Source organism: Staphylococcus sp. HMSC071G07 (assembly GCF_001811435.1).
In the GTDB taxonomy this organism is placed as follows: Bacteria; Bacillota; Bacilli; order Staphylococcales; family Staphylococcaceae; genus Staphylococcus; species Staphylococcus pettenkoferi.
In genome coordinates this window covers 16,974-30,635 of sequence record NZ_KV804756.1, presented here as the reverse complement: position 1 = coordinate 30,635, position 13,662 = coordinate 16,974, and the positions used below count along the sequence as shown (strand labels likewise).

At 38.9% G+C, this 13,662-nt stretch carries 21 protein-coding genes; 19 read left to right on the top strand and 2 right to left on the bottom strand.

Annotated features, from left to right (window positions below):
• The first annotated feature begins 92 nt into the window (after positions 1-92).
• The gene (locus HMPREF2802_RS02505; protein ID WP_002471359.1) at positions 93-1,001 is read left to right on the top strand and encodes an AEC family transporter; all 909 of its coding nucleotides are present in this window, start codon (positions 93-95) and stop codon (positions 999-1,001) included.
• A 63-nt stretch (positions 1,002-1,064) separates the two neighbouring features.
• On the opposite strand, the gene HMPREF2802_RS02500 is transcribed toward HMPREF2802_RS02505, so the two are convergent.
• Positions 1,065-1,940, bottom strand: coding sequence for a GNAT family N-acetyltransferase (locus HMPREF2802_RS02500; protein ID WP_070502641.1), 876 nt, complete (start codon positions 1,938-1,940; stop codon positions 1,065-1,067).
• A gap of 131 nt (positions 1,941-2,071) precedes the next feature.
• On the opposite strand from HMPREF2802_RS02500, the gene HMPREF2802_RS02495 reads away from it, so the two are divergent.
• Complete coding sequence (locus tag HMPREF2802_RS02495; protein ID WP_070502640.1) at positions 2,072-4,210, top strand: DNA topoisomerase III; 2,139 nt, start codon at positions 2,072-2,074, stop codon at positions 4,208-4,210.
• 105 nt (positions 4,211-4,315) lie between these two features.
• Positions 4,316-5,650, top strand: coding sequence for an NCS2 family permease (locus HMPREF2802_RS02490; RefSeq protein ID WP_002471265.1), 1,335 nt, complete (start codon positions 4,316-4,318; stop codon positions 5,648-5,650).
• Between the two features lie 186 nt (positions 5,651-5,836).
• Here HMPREF2802_RS02490 and HMPREF2802_RS02485 read toward each other — a convergent pair whose 3' ends face one another.
• The gene (locus HMPREF2802_RS02485) at positions 5,837-6,217 is read right to left on the bottom strand and encodes a hypothetical protein (RefSeq protein WP_070502639.1); all 381 of its coding nucleotides are present in this window, start codon (positions 6,215-6,217) and stop codon (positions 5,837-5,839) included.
• 359 nt (positions 6,218-6,576) lie between these two features.
• Between HMPREF2802_RS02485 and rpsJ the strand changes: the two genes are divergently transcribed.
• The 16 genes from rpsJ to rpsH all read left to right on the top strand — a co-directional run bounded on the left by rpsJ (position 6,577) and on the right by rpsH (position 13,653).
• Complete coding sequence (rpsJ, locus tag HMPREF2802_RS02480) at positions 6,577-6,885, top strand: 30S ribosomal protein S10 (protein WP_002471362.1); 309 nt, start codon at positions 6,577-6,579, stop codon at positions 6,883-6,885.
• A 27-nt stretch (positions 6,886-6,912) separates the two neighbouring features.
• Complete coding sequence (rplC, locus tag HMPREF2802_RS02475) at positions 6,913-7,575, top strand: 50S ribosomal protein L3 (RefSeq protein WP_070502638.1); 663 nt, start codon at positions 6,913-6,915, stop codon at positions 7,573-7,575.
• A 26-nt stretch (positions 7,576-7,601) separates the two neighbouring features.
• Positions 7,602-8,225: a 50S ribosomal protein L4 gene (gene rplD, locus HMPREF2802_RS02470; RefSeq protein ID WP_070502637.1), complete on the top strand. Its 624-nt coding sequence runs from the start codon at positions 7,602-7,604 to the stop codon at positions 8,223-8,225.
• Positions 8,225-8,500, top strand: a complete 276-nt coding sequence (gene rplW, locus HMPREF2802_RS02465) for a 50S ribosomal protein L23 (RefSeq protein ID WP_070502636.1) — start codon at positions 8,225-8,227, stop codon at positions 8,498-8,500. Before rplD ends, rplW begins: the two co-directional genes overlap by 1 nt.
• Before the next feature lie 31 nt (positions 8,501-8,531).
• Positions 8,532-9,371 carry a 50S ribosomal protein L2 gene (gene rplB / locus HMPREF2802_RS02460; protein WP_049407659.1) on the top strand — a complete coding sequence of 280 codons (840 nt, stop codon included), beginning with the start codon at positions 8,532-8,534 and terminating at the stop codon, positions 9,369-9,371.
• Positions 9,372-9,437: 66 nt separating this feature from the next.
• Positions 9,438-9,716 carry a 30S ribosomal protein S19 gene (rpsS, locus tag HMPREF2802_RS02455; protein WP_002471283.1) on the top strand — a complete coding sequence of 93 codons (279 nt, stop codon included), beginning with the start codon at positions 9,438-9,440 and terminating at the stop codon, positions 9,714-9,716.
• Positions 9,717-9,744: 28 nt separating this feature from the next.
• Complete coding sequence (rplV, locus tag HMPREF2802_RS02450; protein WP_002471313.1) at positions 9,745-10,098, top strand: 50S ribosomal protein L22; 354 nt, start codon at positions 9,745-9,747, stop codon at positions 10,096-10,098.
• A 23-nt stretch (positions 10,099-10,121) separates the two neighbouring features.
• Positions 10,122-10,775, top strand: a complete 654-nt coding sequence (gene rpsC, locus HMPREF2802_RS02445) for a 30S ribosomal protein S3 (protein WP_002471267.1) — start codon at positions 10,122-10,124, stop codon at positions 10,773-10,775.
• Between the two features lie 2 nt (positions 10,776-10,777).
• Positions 10,778-11,212 (top strand): 50S ribosomal protein L16, encoded by a 435-nt coding sequence (rplP, locus tag HMPREF2802_RS02440; protein WP_049407661.1) that lies wholly within the window; start codon positions 10,778-10,780, stop codon positions 11,210-11,212.
• Complete coding sequence (gene rpmC, locus HMPREF2802_RS02435; protein ID WP_000644737.1) at positions 11,202-11,411, top strand: 50S ribosomal protein L29; 210 nt, start codon at positions 11,202-11,204, stop codon at positions 11,409-11,411. The genes rplP and rpmC overlap by 11 nt, the downstream gene beginning before the upstream one ends.
• Before the next feature lie 25 nt (positions 11,412-11,436).
• Positions 11,437-11,700 carry a 30S ribosomal protein S17 gene (rpsQ, locus tag HMPREF2802_RS02430; RefSeq protein ID WP_002471371.1) on the top strand — a complete coding sequence of 88 codons (264 nt, stop codon included), beginning with the start codon at positions 11,437-11,439 and terminating at the stop codon, positions 11,698-11,700.
• Between the two features lie 29 nt (positions 11,701-11,729).
• Complete coding sequence (gene rplN / locus HMPREF2802_RS02425; RefSeq protein ID WP_002471341.1) at positions 11,730-12,098, top strand: 50S ribosomal protein L14; 369 nt, start codon at positions 11,730-11,732, stop codon at positions 12,096-12,098.
• Positions 12,099-12,135: 37 nt separating this feature from the next.
• The gene (rplX, locus tag HMPREF2802_RS02420) at positions 12,136-12,453 is read left to right on the top strand and encodes a 50S ribosomal protein L24 (RefSeq protein ID WP_002471259.1); all 318 of its coding nucleotides are present in this window, start codon (positions 12,136-12,138) and stop codon (positions 12,451-12,453) included.
• A gap of 24 nt (positions 12,454-12,477) precedes the next feature.
• Positions 12,478-13,017 (top strand): 50S ribosomal protein L5, encoded by a 540-nt coding sequence (rplE, locus tag HMPREF2802_RS02415; protein ID WP_002471285.1) that lies wholly within the window; start codon positions 12,478-12,480, stop codon positions 13,015-13,017.
• Between the two features lie 20 nt (positions 13,018-13,037).
• Positions 13,038-13,223: a type Z 30S ribosomal protein S14 gene (locus HMPREF2802_RS02410; RefSeq protein WP_002471303.1), complete on the top strand. Its 186-nt coding sequence runs from the start codon at positions 13,038-13,040 to the stop codon at positions 13,221-13,223.
• A 31-nt stretch (positions 13,224-13,254) separates the two neighbouring features.
• Entirely contained in the window at positions 13,255-13,653 is a 399-nt protein-coding gene (gene rpsH / locus HMPREF2802_RS02405; protein WP_002471330.1) for a 30S ribosomal protein S8, read from the top strand.
• Positions 13,654-13,662 lie beyond the last annotated feature (9 nt).

The window sequence follows — 13,662 nt, the reverse complement described above, 5'->3', positions numbered from 1 at the left end:
TATAACATGAAATAGATTGCTTCTAAACTAACTGTCATCTGTGTTAAAGTAAATCAGTATGGTAATTTCTGATGTCTGAAAGAAGGGATAGTGTGACGCTTCAGTTTATTATAATCATCGTCTTAATTGCACTCGGCTATTTCTTGAAACGCATGAATTTCTTTAAAGCGAACGATAGTCAAGTGCTTGCCACACTCGTAATCAATGTGACCTTGCCTTCACTCGTTATCGTTAATCTGAATAGCGCCGATTTAGATATTTCACTATCTATTCTGCCTATTATGATGATTCTTTATGGTGTGATCGCGAAAGGGATTATGCTCTGGCTGTTCATGAAACATAATAAGCAGGTGCGAGGAACGATGGGGATGATGATTGCATCACTCAACATTGGTATCTTTGCTTATCCATTAGTGGAAGCGATTTGGCCTGACAAAGGGCTCATTTACTTCGGTATGGCTGATATTGGTGGCGCCATTGTGATGTTTGGTATCACGTATCTCGTGGGCAGTCATTACAGTAGCAATGGTCAGCCGTTTAGCTTTAAACAACTCGTGATCAGCTTAGTTAAATCTGTTCCACTCGTAACTTACGTGGTGATGTTTATCTTAAATATGTGTAACATCCATTTGCCTTCCGCGATGATTCAGTTCTTTGATGTACTAGGAAAGGCCAACATGCCACTTTCAATGATATTATTAGGCTTAATGTTGAACTTTAATATCGAGAAACATTTCTTACCGCTTGCCTGGAAGTATATCCTTTGCCATTATGCACTCGGGGTTATCGCAGGACTGCTCATTCACTTCTTCTTACCAGTGAGCGATCCGATGATTAAATCGACGCTACAAGTGGCTTGGTTGTTACCTGTTGGCGTAGCAATTATCCCATATGCACTTCAGTTTAGATACAAGACTTTGCCGTTAATCGGTATGGCGTCGAATAGTACGATATTAATCAGCATTATTATCCTCTATCTCTATCAGGCCATCGCAGTTTGACGGTTAAAAATAAAGGTCGGAAGTACAGGTGTAGGCGTCCTGCTTCCGACCTTTTCTACGTCGTTATTGAAGATTGTTAGCGACGAATTTAAATTTTTTATACTCGTTATTAACCACGAAACCAAGTTCGTTAAAGCGTTCGACCAGCTTACTATTTTTACTCCGAATTTTAAAGTAGACTTTTTTCAGCTCATAGTGTGTAAAAGCAAAATGTAAGACATATTTCAATAAGTCAAACGCAATACCTTTAAAACGGTAATCACGATGACTCGTGAAATATTTGATCTCTGCGATGCGATTGTTAGGATTCACTTGAAGATAAACGTACCCTTTTAACAAACCTTCAGACATATAGATAAACAAGCGATTATGTTCATCCAATGCGTCTACGATGTCTTCTGCACTCATTTCTGCTCGCTTAAAAGCTTTGTCATGTAGTTTGCGAAACGCTCTAAAGTAAGCCTTGTGATATTCAGTAATTGTAGGATGAGATGATGCGAGTGCTTCGGATTGTTCAGGGTAAGCTTCTAAGTAATAATCCGTAAAGTTGTAAGCGACGTCCATCGCTTTCATTTCACGTGCATACGTTTGTGTTTGCGCTTCATAAGAGAAATTGAAATTCGCTTCAGGTGGTTGCGCTTGATACATGTGCTTAAACAGAGCATCTTGATCTTCAATCGACAAAGTGTAACCTGTTTGAACGATAGGGCCGATGACTTTAAAGCGTTGGGTATCATATGTAAAAGCAAAGAGGACGGCTTTGATGTCATCATCTTCGACTAACGCAAAGACACCTGGATTGTCTATCGCTTGTTCAAGCATTTGATTGATGTGCGCATGTTCTTGAGGAAGTTTATAAAGGTATGACGTCTTGTTATAATCTGCATGTTCAATAAAGTTGAGTATGGTCTGAGTATCAGTGAGTTGAATTATATTCATATCAATGGCCTCCGTATGAGTTTGATATTGCGTAATCTTGGGTTCTTACTTAACCTTATTATATGTAGAAACGGCTAACGTATCAAATCGACGTGTTACAATAGACTAACTAGACGAGAAAGGAAAGAGTTATGAAATCATTAATATTAGCAGAAAAGCCTTCTGTAGGTAAAGATATTGCACAGGCTTTACATATCGATCAACAGCGTAAAGGTTACTTCGAGAATAAACATTATATCGTTACATGGGCGCTAGGGCATCTTGTGACGAATGCTACACCAGAACAGTACGATAAGAGTTGGAAAGAATGGCGTTTACAAGATTTACCTATCATCCCTAAGCATATGAAATCTGTCGTTATACCGAAGACGAAACACCAATTTAACACGGTGAAATCTTTGCTGACGCGTAAAGATGTGAAAGAGATTATTATCGCGACAGATGCAGGACGTGAAGGAGAACTTGTAGCACGTTTAATTCTGGATAAAGTTAACAATAAAAAGCCGATCAAACGTCTATGGGTAAGTTCTGTAACACGTAAAGCTATTCAAGAGGGGTTCAAACATTTACAGAATGGGCGCAAATATAATTCATTGTATCGTGCGGCACTTGCTCGTAGCGAAGCGGATTGGATTGTAGGTATCAATGCGACACGTGCACTGACTACGAAATACGATGCACAACTTTCACTCGGTCGTGTTCAGACACCTACGATTCAACTCATTCAAACACGACAAGAACAGATTAATCACTTTCAACCTCAAGAATATTTCACGTTAAGCGCGCGCATTAACGGAGCAGACTTCAAATGTGAACAACCGCGCAACGTTTCGGATAAAAAGCAGTTGCAATCACTCATTCAACAATTGAAAGGGCAGCAGGCGAAGGTTGTCAAAGTGAATGAGAAACAGAAGAAGTCTTATCCGCAACATTTATTTAGTTTAACGGATTTACAAGAAGCAGCGTACAAACGTTATCGTTTCACAGCTAAAGAAACATTGAATACGCTTCAGAATCTCTATGAGCGTCACAAACTAGTCACATACCCTCGTTCAGATTCAAATTATTTAACGGATGATATGCTGGGTACGTTAAAGGAGCGTTTAGAAGCGGTGATGCCAACGTCGCTGAAACCGCATGCGAAAGTTTGTCGTCAAACGCATTACACTCAGAAGAGCCGTTTTATTAATAACAGCAAGGTGTCAGATCACCACGCGATTATTCCTACTGAAGTGCGTGTAGATCTGAATGCTTTGTCGGCGAGAGAACAGAAGCTTTATATGCTCGTGGCTGAACGTTTCGTTGAGAACTTACTTCCACCAGAGCGCTATAGCCAGCTTACAGTTACTGCACAAATTGGTGAGCATCCTTTCGTTTTCAAAGAGCGTGTGACTCAGGAGTTAGGGTATAAAGCAGTCAGTCAGGGAGATAAAGCGGTTTCGTCGTCCACTGTGCATTTTACTCAGGGGAAAGATTATTCTGTCACAGACTATAATATTCACACCCATCATACTGAGCCGCCTGAATACTTTAACGAAGGTAGTTTGTTAAAAGCGATGGAGAATCCTCAGAAATATATTGATGTACAGAACAAGAAGCATGCTGAAACGTTGAAATCTACTGGAGGTATCGGTACAGTAGCGACGCGTGCAGATATTATAGAGAAATTATTTAACATGAATGCCATTACGCAAAATAATGGAAAAATTAAGGTTACTAGCAAAGGAAAACAAATTCTTGAATTGGCACCTCAACAGTTAACTTCTCCGATTATGACAGCGGAGTGGGAGGATAAGTTGAGCCAAATTGAGCGTGGTCATTACAATGCAGGTCAGTTCATGAAGGAAATGAAAGCTTTCACTCAAGAGATCGTTGCTGAGATTAAGGCCAGCGAGCAAAAATATAAACACGATAATCTAACTACCACTGAATGTCCGACATGTGGGAAGTTTATGATTAAAGTGAAGACGAAACATGGTCAGATGTTAGCGTGCCCAGATCCGGCTTGTAAGACGAAGAAGAATGTGCAACAGAAGACGAATGCGCGTTGTCCGAACTGTAAGAAGAAATTGACGCGCTTTGGTAGAGGGAAGCAAGCCGTTTATCGTTGTGTCTGTGGTCATAGTGAAACACAAGCACAGATGGATCAACGTCATAAAAATAAAAAAACAGACCGAGTATCTAAGAAAGATATGAAGAAATATATGGGGAAAGATGAATCGATGCAGAATAACCCGTTCGCAGATGCGCTCAAAGATTTGAAATTATAGTTAGAAGCAGTTTAAAATCTTAGAAAAATTGCTGACGGTTATTGTAATATCAATATTTTAGTATTAAACTGTTAGAGTATTTGTGTAATAAAAGGAGAACTTACAGTGAAAAAATACTTTGGTTTTCAAGAACATGGGACGAACTTCAAAAGAGAAATTCTCGGTGGATTAACGACCTTTCTCAGCATGGCTTACATCTTAGCGGTGAACCCACAAGTGTTGAGCCTTGCTGGCGTTAAAGGTGTATCTGACAGCATGAAGATGGACCAAGGCGCTATTTTCGTGGCGACAGCCTTAGCTGCCTTTGTCGGTTCTTTATTTATGGGGCTAATTGCTAGGTATCCAATAGGTCTAGCTCCTGGTATGGGGCTGAACGCCTTTTTTGCTTTTACCGTAGTCTTAACGATGGGCATTCCTTGGCAAGTCGGCTTGACTGGCGTGCTTTGCTCCGGTATCTTCTTTGCGATACTGACAGTGACCGGTTTGCGTGAGATTATTATCAATGCCATCCCTTATCAGATGAAGATGGCGGTATCGGCAGGTATAGGTTTATTTATTACTTTCGTCGGTTTACAGAGTTCTGGGATTATCACTAAGAACGATTCCACACTCGTTACTTTAGGGCAACTTACAGATGGAGCCGTCCTACTAGCGATTTTTGGGATTATCATTACGGTCATTCTATATGCCTTGAAAGTACCTGGTGCGATATTCATCGGTATGGTCATTACTTCGATTGCAGGAATGATCACAGGTCAGATACATACACCAACGAGTATCGTAGGTAAAATTCCTAGTATCGAACCTACCTTTGGTGCGGCATTTGATGCATTTAAGGATCCAGGACAATTGTTCTCAGTCCAATTCTTAATAGTCATCCTGACGTTCTTATTTATTGATTTCTTTGATACAGCAGGTACGCTCGTAGCAGTAGCAACGCAAGCAGGCATAATGAAAGACAACAAACTGCCACGTGCAGGACGTGCATTGTTCTCTGACTCATTAGCGACTATCGTAGGTGCTATCTTTGGTACTACAACAACGACTTCTTATATTGAGTCAAGTTCAGGTGTAGCAGTAGGTGCACGTACAGGTTTCGCAAGTGTAGTTACGGGATTCTGTTTCTTGTTAGCGATCTTCTTTAGTCCATTAATGGCCGTCGTTACGAGTGCAGTAACGACACCTGCACTTGTAGTGGTAGGTGTGCTTATGGCAGCTAACTTTGCTGAAATCAATTGGAAACAGTTTGAGATTGCAGTGCCAGCATTTGTGACGATTATCATGATGCCACTCTCATATTCCATTGCGACAGGGATCGCATGTGGCTTTATCTTCTATCCGATCACGATGTTGATCACTAAAAAACATAAGCAAATTCATCCGATTATGTATGTACTCATGATTCTCTTTATTCTTTATTTCGTGTTTGTGCATGGATAAATAAAAAGGGTTTAGGTCTAACAACTTTGTTGTTGAACCTAAACCCTATTTTTTTTCGTCTGAGACAGTAAAAGAGAATAGTATATGTGAACAAAATCTCTTTAACTTTATCTTAGCCTCTAACTTTATGTTTTGAATGAGTGACTTTCATCTTAAAGTTCAAATCTTAAGAGCTGATAATCTTAATTAATGATGCTTTTCATCATTATAAATTGTCTTAGCATGACGGTTCGGAATATAAACAGGTGCTGAGAACACAATAAATAGGAAGAAAATCATCAAGAAGAATAGAATCCAGTGTGTAATCAGCCCTACGATAGGGATAATCGCAATAATCGAACCGATAAGACCAATAAATGGAATGATTGCCATAGGTTTTATTGAATTCTGACGATCAGCAAGTAATATAATAAGAACGACTGCATACAAGAATGCGTTAAAGAAGAGTGGGGACCAGCCACCGTGAACGATAATGAGTCCTCCTAAAAATGGGATACCGTACACGCATTCATCTATAATAAGGATAATACTGAGTATAATTAGTGTTAATCGCACACCATTTCTCATTAATGATTAACCACCTTTGTAATATTCTTACATATAATATACCATATTAAAAAAGAATATTAGAGCGATACGAAGTCTGATAAGGTGAATCTTAGAAAAAATCCTGGAAAAGGTGTTGAAGTGCGCTCTAATATACAGTACAATAACAGGGTATGTGTTAGACAAAAAGTTTAATTAAAGGTAAGCGAAAGCTTGATAAATCAACGCATTTCGTGTATTATATCTAATGTTGGACTTTTAGAAAACGCGATGAAGCGAAAGGTTACTGACACACCCGGCCGCTTTGCCATGGCGTTGTGTGAGATAGTTTTCGTGGAGAAGTCTATCACTTAAATGTAGACGAATAAGGAGGGTAAATTATGGCAAAACAAAAAATCAGAATCAGATTAAAAGCTTATGATCACCGAGTTATTGATCAATCAGCAGAAAAGATTGTTGAAACAGCTAAACGTTCTGGTGCAGATGTTTCTGGACCGATCCCATTACCAACTGAAAGATCAGTTTATACAATCATCCGTGCGGTGCATAAGTACAAAGATTCTCGTGAACAATTCGAACAACGTACACACAAACGTTTAATCGACATTGTAAACCCTACACCAAAAACAGTAGACGCTCTTATGGGCTTAAACTTACCATCAGGTGTAGACATCGAAATTAAATTATAATAGATAACTATAGGAGGTGGACTTTCGATGACCAAAGGAATCTTAGGAAGAAAGATTGGGATGACACAAGTATTCGGAGAAAACGGTGACTTAATCCCAGTAACAGTAGTAGAAGCAGGACAAAACGTTGTCCTTCAAAAGAAAACTGAAGAGGTTGACGGTTACAACGCAATCCAAGTAGGTTTCGAAGATAAACAAGGATACAAAAAAGGACGTAAATCAAACAAATTTGCGAACAAACCAGCTGAAGGTCACGCTAAAAAAGCTGACACAGCACCTAAGCGCTTCATTCGTGAATTCAGAAACGTTAACGTTGATGAATACGAAGTAGGTCAAGAAGTCTCAGTAGATACATTTGAAACTGGCGATGTAATTGATGTAACAGGCGTATCTAAAGGTAAAGGTTTCCAAGGTGCTATCAAACGCCATAACCAAGGATGTGGACCAAGTTCACACGGTTCTCACTTCCACAGATCACCTGGTTCAGTAGGTATGGCATCTGACGCATCTAAAGTATTCAAAGGTCAAAAAATGCCAGGTCGCATGGGCGGCAATACAGTAACAGTACAAAACTTAGAAGTAGTTCAAGTTGATACTGACAATAACGTAATCCTAGTTAAAGGTAACGTACCAGGACCTAAAAAAGGATTCGTAGAAATCACAACTTCAATTAAAAAAGGTAATAAATAATAACGGACGAAAGGAGGAAATGCATAATGGCTAATTATGATGTAGTAAAAGTAGACGGATCTAAATCAGGTTCAGTTGAATTAAATGATGCAGTATTTGCAATCGAACCAAACAACGATGTTCTTTTCGAAGCTATCAATTTACAACGCGCTTCATTACGCCAAGGTACGCACTCTGTAAAGAATCGTTCTGAAGTAAGAGGCGGTGGCCGTAAACCATGGAGACAAAAAGGTACAGGACGTGCACGTCAAGGTACTATCAGAGCTCCACAATGGCGCGGTGGCGGTATCGTATTCGGACCAACACCAAGAAGTTATAGTTACAAGATGCCTAAGAAAATGCGTCGTTTAGCTTTACGTTCAGCATTATCTTACAAAGTACAAGAAAATGGATTCACAGTAGTAGATGTATTCAACTTTGATGCACCAAAAACTAAAGAATTCAAAAACGTACTTACTAATTTAGAACAACCTAAGAAAGTATTAGTAGTAGTTGAAGGCGAAGATGTAAACGTTGAATTATCAGCACGCAACATCCCAGGCGTTCAAGTTACTACAGCTGAAGGTTTAAACGTATTAGATATCTCAAGCGCTGACAGTGTAATCATTACTGAAGCAGCTGCGAAAAAAGTTGAGGAGGTGCTCGGATAATGGAAGCAAGAGATGTTATTAAGCGCCCCGTAATCACTGAGAAATCATCTGCAGCAATGGCAGAAAATAAATATACATTCGATGTTGCGACTACTGCTAACAAGACACAAGTTAAGATTGCAGTTGAAGAAATCTTCGATGTAAAAGTAGACAAAGTTAATATCATTAACTATAAACCTAAGAAAAAACGTATGGGACGTTATCAAGGTTACACAAACAAACGCCGTGTAGCTATCGTTAAATTATCAGAAGGATCAATCGATCTATTCAACTAAAAATAAGTTACCAATAAGGAGGTAAGCGACAATGGCTCTTAAAAAATATAAGCCAATAACAAATGGTCGTCGTAATATGACTACGTTAGACTTCGCTGAAATTACGAAGACTAAACCTGAAAAGTCATTATTACAGCCGCTACCGAAAAGAGCGGGACGTAACAACCAAGGTAAAATGACAGTACGCCATCATGGTGGCGGACATAAACGTCAATACCGTGTTATCGATTTTAAACGTAACAAAGATGGAATCACTGCTAAAGTTGATTCAATTCAATATGATCCAAACCGTTCAGCAAACATTGCATTACTTGTTTACGCTGATGGTGAAAAACGCTACATTCTTGCTCCAAGAAACTTAAAAGTAGGACAAGAAGTAGAAAGTGGCGAAAATGCAGATATCAAAGTAGGTAACGCATTACCACTTCAATTTATTCCAGTAGGTACAGTAATTCACAATATCGAACTTAAACCAGGTAAAGGTGGACAACTTGCTCGTTCAGCAGGTGCAAACGCACAAGTACTTGGTAAAGAAGGTAAATACGTACTTATCCGCTTAAAATCAGGTGAAGTACGCATGATCCTTTCAACTTGCCGTGCTACGATTGGTCAAGTTGGTAACCTTCAACACGAACTTGTTAACGTTGGTAAAGCAGGTCGCTCAAGATGGAAAGGTATCCGTCCAACAGTTCGTGGTTCTGTAATGAACCCTAACGATCACCCTCACGGTGGTGGTGAAGGCCGTGCTCCTATCGGTATGCCATCTCCAATGTCACCTTGGGGTAAACCAACGCTTGGTAAGAAAACACGTCGCGGTAAAAAATCATCAGATAAATTTATCGTTCGTAGACGTAAGAAGAAGAAAAAATAATTCTAAAAACTTATTAGTGTGTGCGGCGTAATCGCTGCACGCCATAATAAGAAGGGAGGCGCCAAAATGGCTCGTAGTATTAAAAAAGGACCTTTTGTCGATGATCACTTAATGAAAAAAGTTGAAGCGCAAAGCGGTAATGACAAAAAGCAAGTAATCAAAACTTGGTCACGTCGTTCAACTATTTTCCCTAACTTTATCGGTCACACATTCGCAGTACATGACGGTCGTAAACACGTACCTGTATATGTTGTCGAAGACATGGTTGGTCATAAATTAGGTGAATTCGCACCAACTCGTACTTTCAAAGGTCACGCAGCAGACGATAAAAAAACAAGAAGATAATATCTAACAAGTAGAGGAGGACAATCCAATGGAAGCAAAAGCGGTTGCAAGAACAATTAGAATCGCACCTCGTAAAGTTAGACTTGTATTAGATCTAATTAGAGGAAAAAGTGCTGGGGAAGCTCTTGCTATCTTAAAGCTAACAAACAAAGCTTCATCACCAGTCGTAGAAAAATTATTAAATTCCGCTTTAGCAAATGCTGAGCATAACTATGACATGAACACTGACGAATTAGTAGTTAAAGAAGCATATGCTAATGAAGGACCAACGCTTAAACGTTTCCGTCCACGTGCACAAGGTCGTGCAAGTGCGATCAACAAACGTACAAGCCATATCACAATCGTCGTAAGTGACGGTAAAGAAGAAGCGAAAGAAGCTTAATAATACTTTAAGGAGGGAACACTGTGGGTCAAAAAATTAATCCAATCGGACTTCGTGTCGGTGTCATCCGTGACTGGGAAGCAAAATGGTACGCAGAGAAAGATTTTGCTTCATTATTACATGAAGACTTAAGAATCCGTAAATTTATTGATAAAGCATTAAAAGAGGCTTCAGTATCTCACGTGGATATTGAACGTGCTGCGAACCGTATTAACATTGCTATCCATACAGGTAAACCAGGTATGGTAATCGGTAAAGGCGGTTCAGAAATTGAAAAATTACGTAACCAAATCAATGGTTTAACTGATAAAAAAGTACACATCAACGTAGTTGAAATTAAAAAAATCGATTTAGATGCTAAATTGGTAGCTGAAAACATCGCTCGCCAATTAGAAAATCGTGCTTCATTCCGTCGTGTACAAAAACAAGCGATTTCAAGAGCTATGAAACAAGGAGCTAAAGGTATTAAGACTCAAGTTTCAGGTCGTTTAGGCGGAGCTGACATCGCTCGTGCAGAACAATACTCAGAAGGAACTGTTCCACTTCATACACTACGTGCTGACATCGGTTACGCACATGCTGAAGCAGACACAACTTACGGTAAGTTAGGTGTCAAAGTATGGATCTATCGTGGAGAAGTTCTTCCTACTAAGAACACTAGTGAAGGAGGAAAATAATAATGTTACTACCAAAACGTGTAAAATATCGTCGTCAACATCGTCCGAAAACAACTGGACGTTCTAAAGGCGGTAACTATGTAACATTTGGTGAGTACGGTATCCAAGCGACAACAACATCTTGGATTACTTCTCGTCAAATCGAATCAGCTCGTATTGCTATGACACGTTACATGAAACGTGGCGGGAAAGTTTGGATCAAAATCTTCCCTCATACACCATACACTGCTAAACCATTAGAAGTACGTATGGGTGCTGGTAAAGGTTCAGTAGATGGTTGGATCGCTGTTGCAAAACCAGGTCGTATCTTATTCGAAGTAGCAGGTGTTAGCGAAGAAGTAGCACGCGAAGCATTACGTTTAGCAAGTCACAAACTTCCAGTTAAAACTAAGTTTGTAAAACGTGAAGAATTGGGTGGTGAAACAAATGAAAGCTAAGGAAATTAGAGACTTAACCACTTCAGAAATCGAAGAACAAATCAAATCTTCCAAAGAAGAGCTTTTTAACCTACGCTTTCAGTTAGCTACAGGTCAATTAGAAGAAACTGCACGTATCCGCACAGTTAGAAAAACTATTGCGCGTTTAAAAACTGTCGCTCGTGAAAGAGAGATTGAACAAAGTAAGGCTAATCAATAATTAAATGAAAGAGGAGGTTACAAAAGTGAGCGAAAGAAATGATCGTAAAGTTTATGTTGGAAGAGTCGTTTCTGACAAAATGGATAAAACAATCACAGTTCTTGTTGAAACTTACAAAACACACAAATTATACGGCAAACGTGTAAAATACTCTAAAAAATATAAAACACATGACGAAAACAATTCAGCTAAATTAGGGGACACTGTTAAAATCCAAGAAACTCGTCCTTTATCAGCTTCAAAACGTTTCCGTTTAGTAGAAATTATTGAAGAATCAGTAATTATTTAATAAAACATTGAGATAAAGGAGGTTTAACTATGATCCAACAAGAGAGTCGCTTAAAGGTTGCAGACAACTCTGGTGCGCGTGAAGTACTAACTATCAAAGTATTAGGTGGATCTGGTCGTAAAACTGCGAACATCGGCGATATTATCGTTGCAACTGTTAAAAATGCTACACCAGGTGGCGTTGTCAAAAAAGGTGACGTTGTTAAAGCGGTTGTAGTTCGTACTAAATCAGGCGTTCGTCGTAAAGACGGTTCTTATATCAAATTTGATGAAAATGCATGTGTCATCATTCGTGACGACAAAGGCCCACGTGGTACTCGTATCTTCGGACCTGTTGCACGTGAATTACGCGAAGGTAGCTTCATGAAAATCGTTTCATTAGCTCCAGAAGTACTATAATTTTAACTTAATCAATTAACACTAAGGAGGTGCCCACATGCATATCAAAAAAGGTGACAACGTAAAAGTTATCGCAGGTAAGGACAAAGGTAAAGAAGGTCAAGTACTTGAAACTCAACCTAAACATGACCGTGTCGTAGTTGAAGGTGTGAACGTAATCAAGAAACACCAAAAACCAACTCAATTCAATCCTGAAGGTGGAATCTTAGAAACAGAGGCAGCAATCCATGTTTCTAACGTACAATTATTAGACCCTAAAACAAATGAACCTACACGTGTTGGTTACAAATTTGTAGATGGTAAAAAAGTCAGAGTAGCTAAGAAATCTGGCGAAGAAATCAAATCTAATAATTAATAATTAGTGAAAGGAGGATCCACTTTGAACCGTTTAAAAGAAAAATTTAACTCAGAAGTTACTGAGAACTTAGTGAAAAAATTCGACTATAGTTCAGTAATGCAAGTACCTAAAATTGATAAAATTGTAGTGAACATGGGTGTAGGTGACGCTGTTCAAAACTCTAAAGTATTAGACAATGCTGTTGAAGAGTTAGAACAAATCACTGGTCAAAAACCATTAGTAACTAAAGCGAAAAAATCAGTCGCTACATTCCGTTTACGTGAAGGTATGCCAATCGGTGCGAAAGTTACACTTCGCGGTGAAAGAATGTACGAATTCCTAGATAAACTCATCTCAGTTTCATTACCACGTGTACGTGACTTCCACGGTGTTTCTAAAAAATCATTTGATGGTCGTGGAAACTACACATTAGGTGTTAAAGAACAACTTATCTTCCCTGAGATCGATTATGATAGAGTAAGCAAAGTACGTGGAATGGATATCGTCATCGTTACTACTGCTAACACTGACGAAGAAGCTCGTGAGTTATTAACTCAATTCGGTATGCCATTTCAAAAATAACTCTAAAGGAGGCTAATTAAATGGCTAAAAGTTCAATGGTAGCTAAACAAAAGAAAAAACAGAAGTTCTCAGTACGTGAATACACACGTTGTGAACGTTGTGGACGCCCACATTCTGTATATCGTAAATTCAAATTATGCCGTATTTGTTTCCGTGAATTAGCTTACAAAGGCCAAATCCCTGGCGTTCGTAAAGCAAGCTGGTAATACAAACAAGTCTGAAAGGAGGCAACAATCAATGACAATGCAAGATCCAATTGCAGATATGCTCACTCGCGTGCGTAACGCTAACATGGTACGTCACGACAAATTAGAGTTACCTGCATCAAATATCAAAAAAGAAATCGCTGAAATCTTAAAAAATGAAGGTTTCATCAAAAATGTTGAATTTGTAGAAGACGATAAACAAGGTGTTATTCGTTTATTCTTAAAATATGGTCAAAACAACGAACGTGTAATCACTGGTTTAAAACGTATTTCTAAACCTGGTTTACGTGTTTACGCTAAAGCTGATGAAGTTCCTAAAGTATTAAACGGTTTAGGTATTGCATTAGTATCAACATCAGAAGGTGTTATCACAGATAAAGAAGCTAGAAAACGTAATATCGGCGGAGAAATCCTAGCTTACGTTTGGTAATAATTAACA

Coding starts and splice junctions, on each gene's coding strand:
- HMPREF2802_RS02410 (WP_002471303.1), top strand. CDS start 13,038: ATGGCTAAAAGTTCAATGGTAGCTAAACAAAAGAAAAAACAGAAGTTC.
- rpsJ (WP_002471362.1), top strand. CDS start 6,577: ATGGCAAAACAAAAAATCAGAATCAGATTAAAAGCTTATGATCACCGA.
- rplC (WP_070502638.1), top strand. CDS start 6,913: ATGACCAAAGGAATCTTAGGAAGAAAGATTGGGATGACACAAGTATTC.
- rpsH (WP_002471330.1), top strand. CDS start 13,255: ATGACAATGCAAGATCCAATTGCAGATATGCTCACTCGCGTGCGTAAC.
- HMPREF2802_RS02485 (WP_070502639.1), bottom strand. CDS start 6,217: ATGAGAAATGGTGTGCGATTAACACTAATTATACTCAGTATTATCCTT.
- rplW (WP_070502636.1), top strand. CDS start 8,225: ATGGAAGCAAGAGATGTTATTAAGCGCCCCGTAATCACTGAGAAATCA.
- rplN (WP_002471341.1), top strand. CDS start 11,730: ATGATCCAACAAGAGAGTCGCTTAAAGGTTGCAGACAACTCTGGTGCG.
- HMPREF2802_RS02500 (WP_070502641.1), bottom strand. CDS start 1,940: ATGAATATAATTCAACTCACTGATACTCAGACCATACTCAACTTTATT.
- HMPREF2802_RS02495 (WP_070502640.1), top strand. CDS start 2,072: ATGAAATCATTAATATTAGCAGAAAAGCCTTCTGTAGGTAAAGATATT.
- rplB (WP_049407659.1), top strand. CDS start 8,532: ATGGCTCTTAAAAAATATAAGCCAATAACAAATGGTCGTCGTAATATG.
- rplX (WP_002471259.1), top strand. CDS start 12,136: ATGCATATCAAAAAAGGTGACAACGTAAAAGTTATCGCAGGTAAGGAC.
- rpsS (WP_002471283.1), top strand. CDS start 9,438: ATGGCTCGTAGTATTAAAAAAGGACCTTTTGTCGATGATCACTTAATG.
- rpmC (WP_000644737.1), top strand. CDS start 11,202: ATGAAAGCTAAGGAAATTAGAGACTTAACCACTTCAGAAATCGAAGAA.
- rplP (WP_049407661.1), top strand. CDS start 10,778: ATGTTACTACCAAAACGTGTAAAATATCGTCGTCAACATCGTCCGAAA.
- rplV (WP_002471313.1), top strand. CDS start 9,745: ATGGAAGCAAAAGCGGTTGCAAGAACAATTAGAATCGCACCTCGTAAA.
- rplD (WP_070502637.1), top strand. CDS start 7,602: ATGGCTAATTATGATGTAGTAAAAGTAGACGGATCTAAATCAGGTTCA.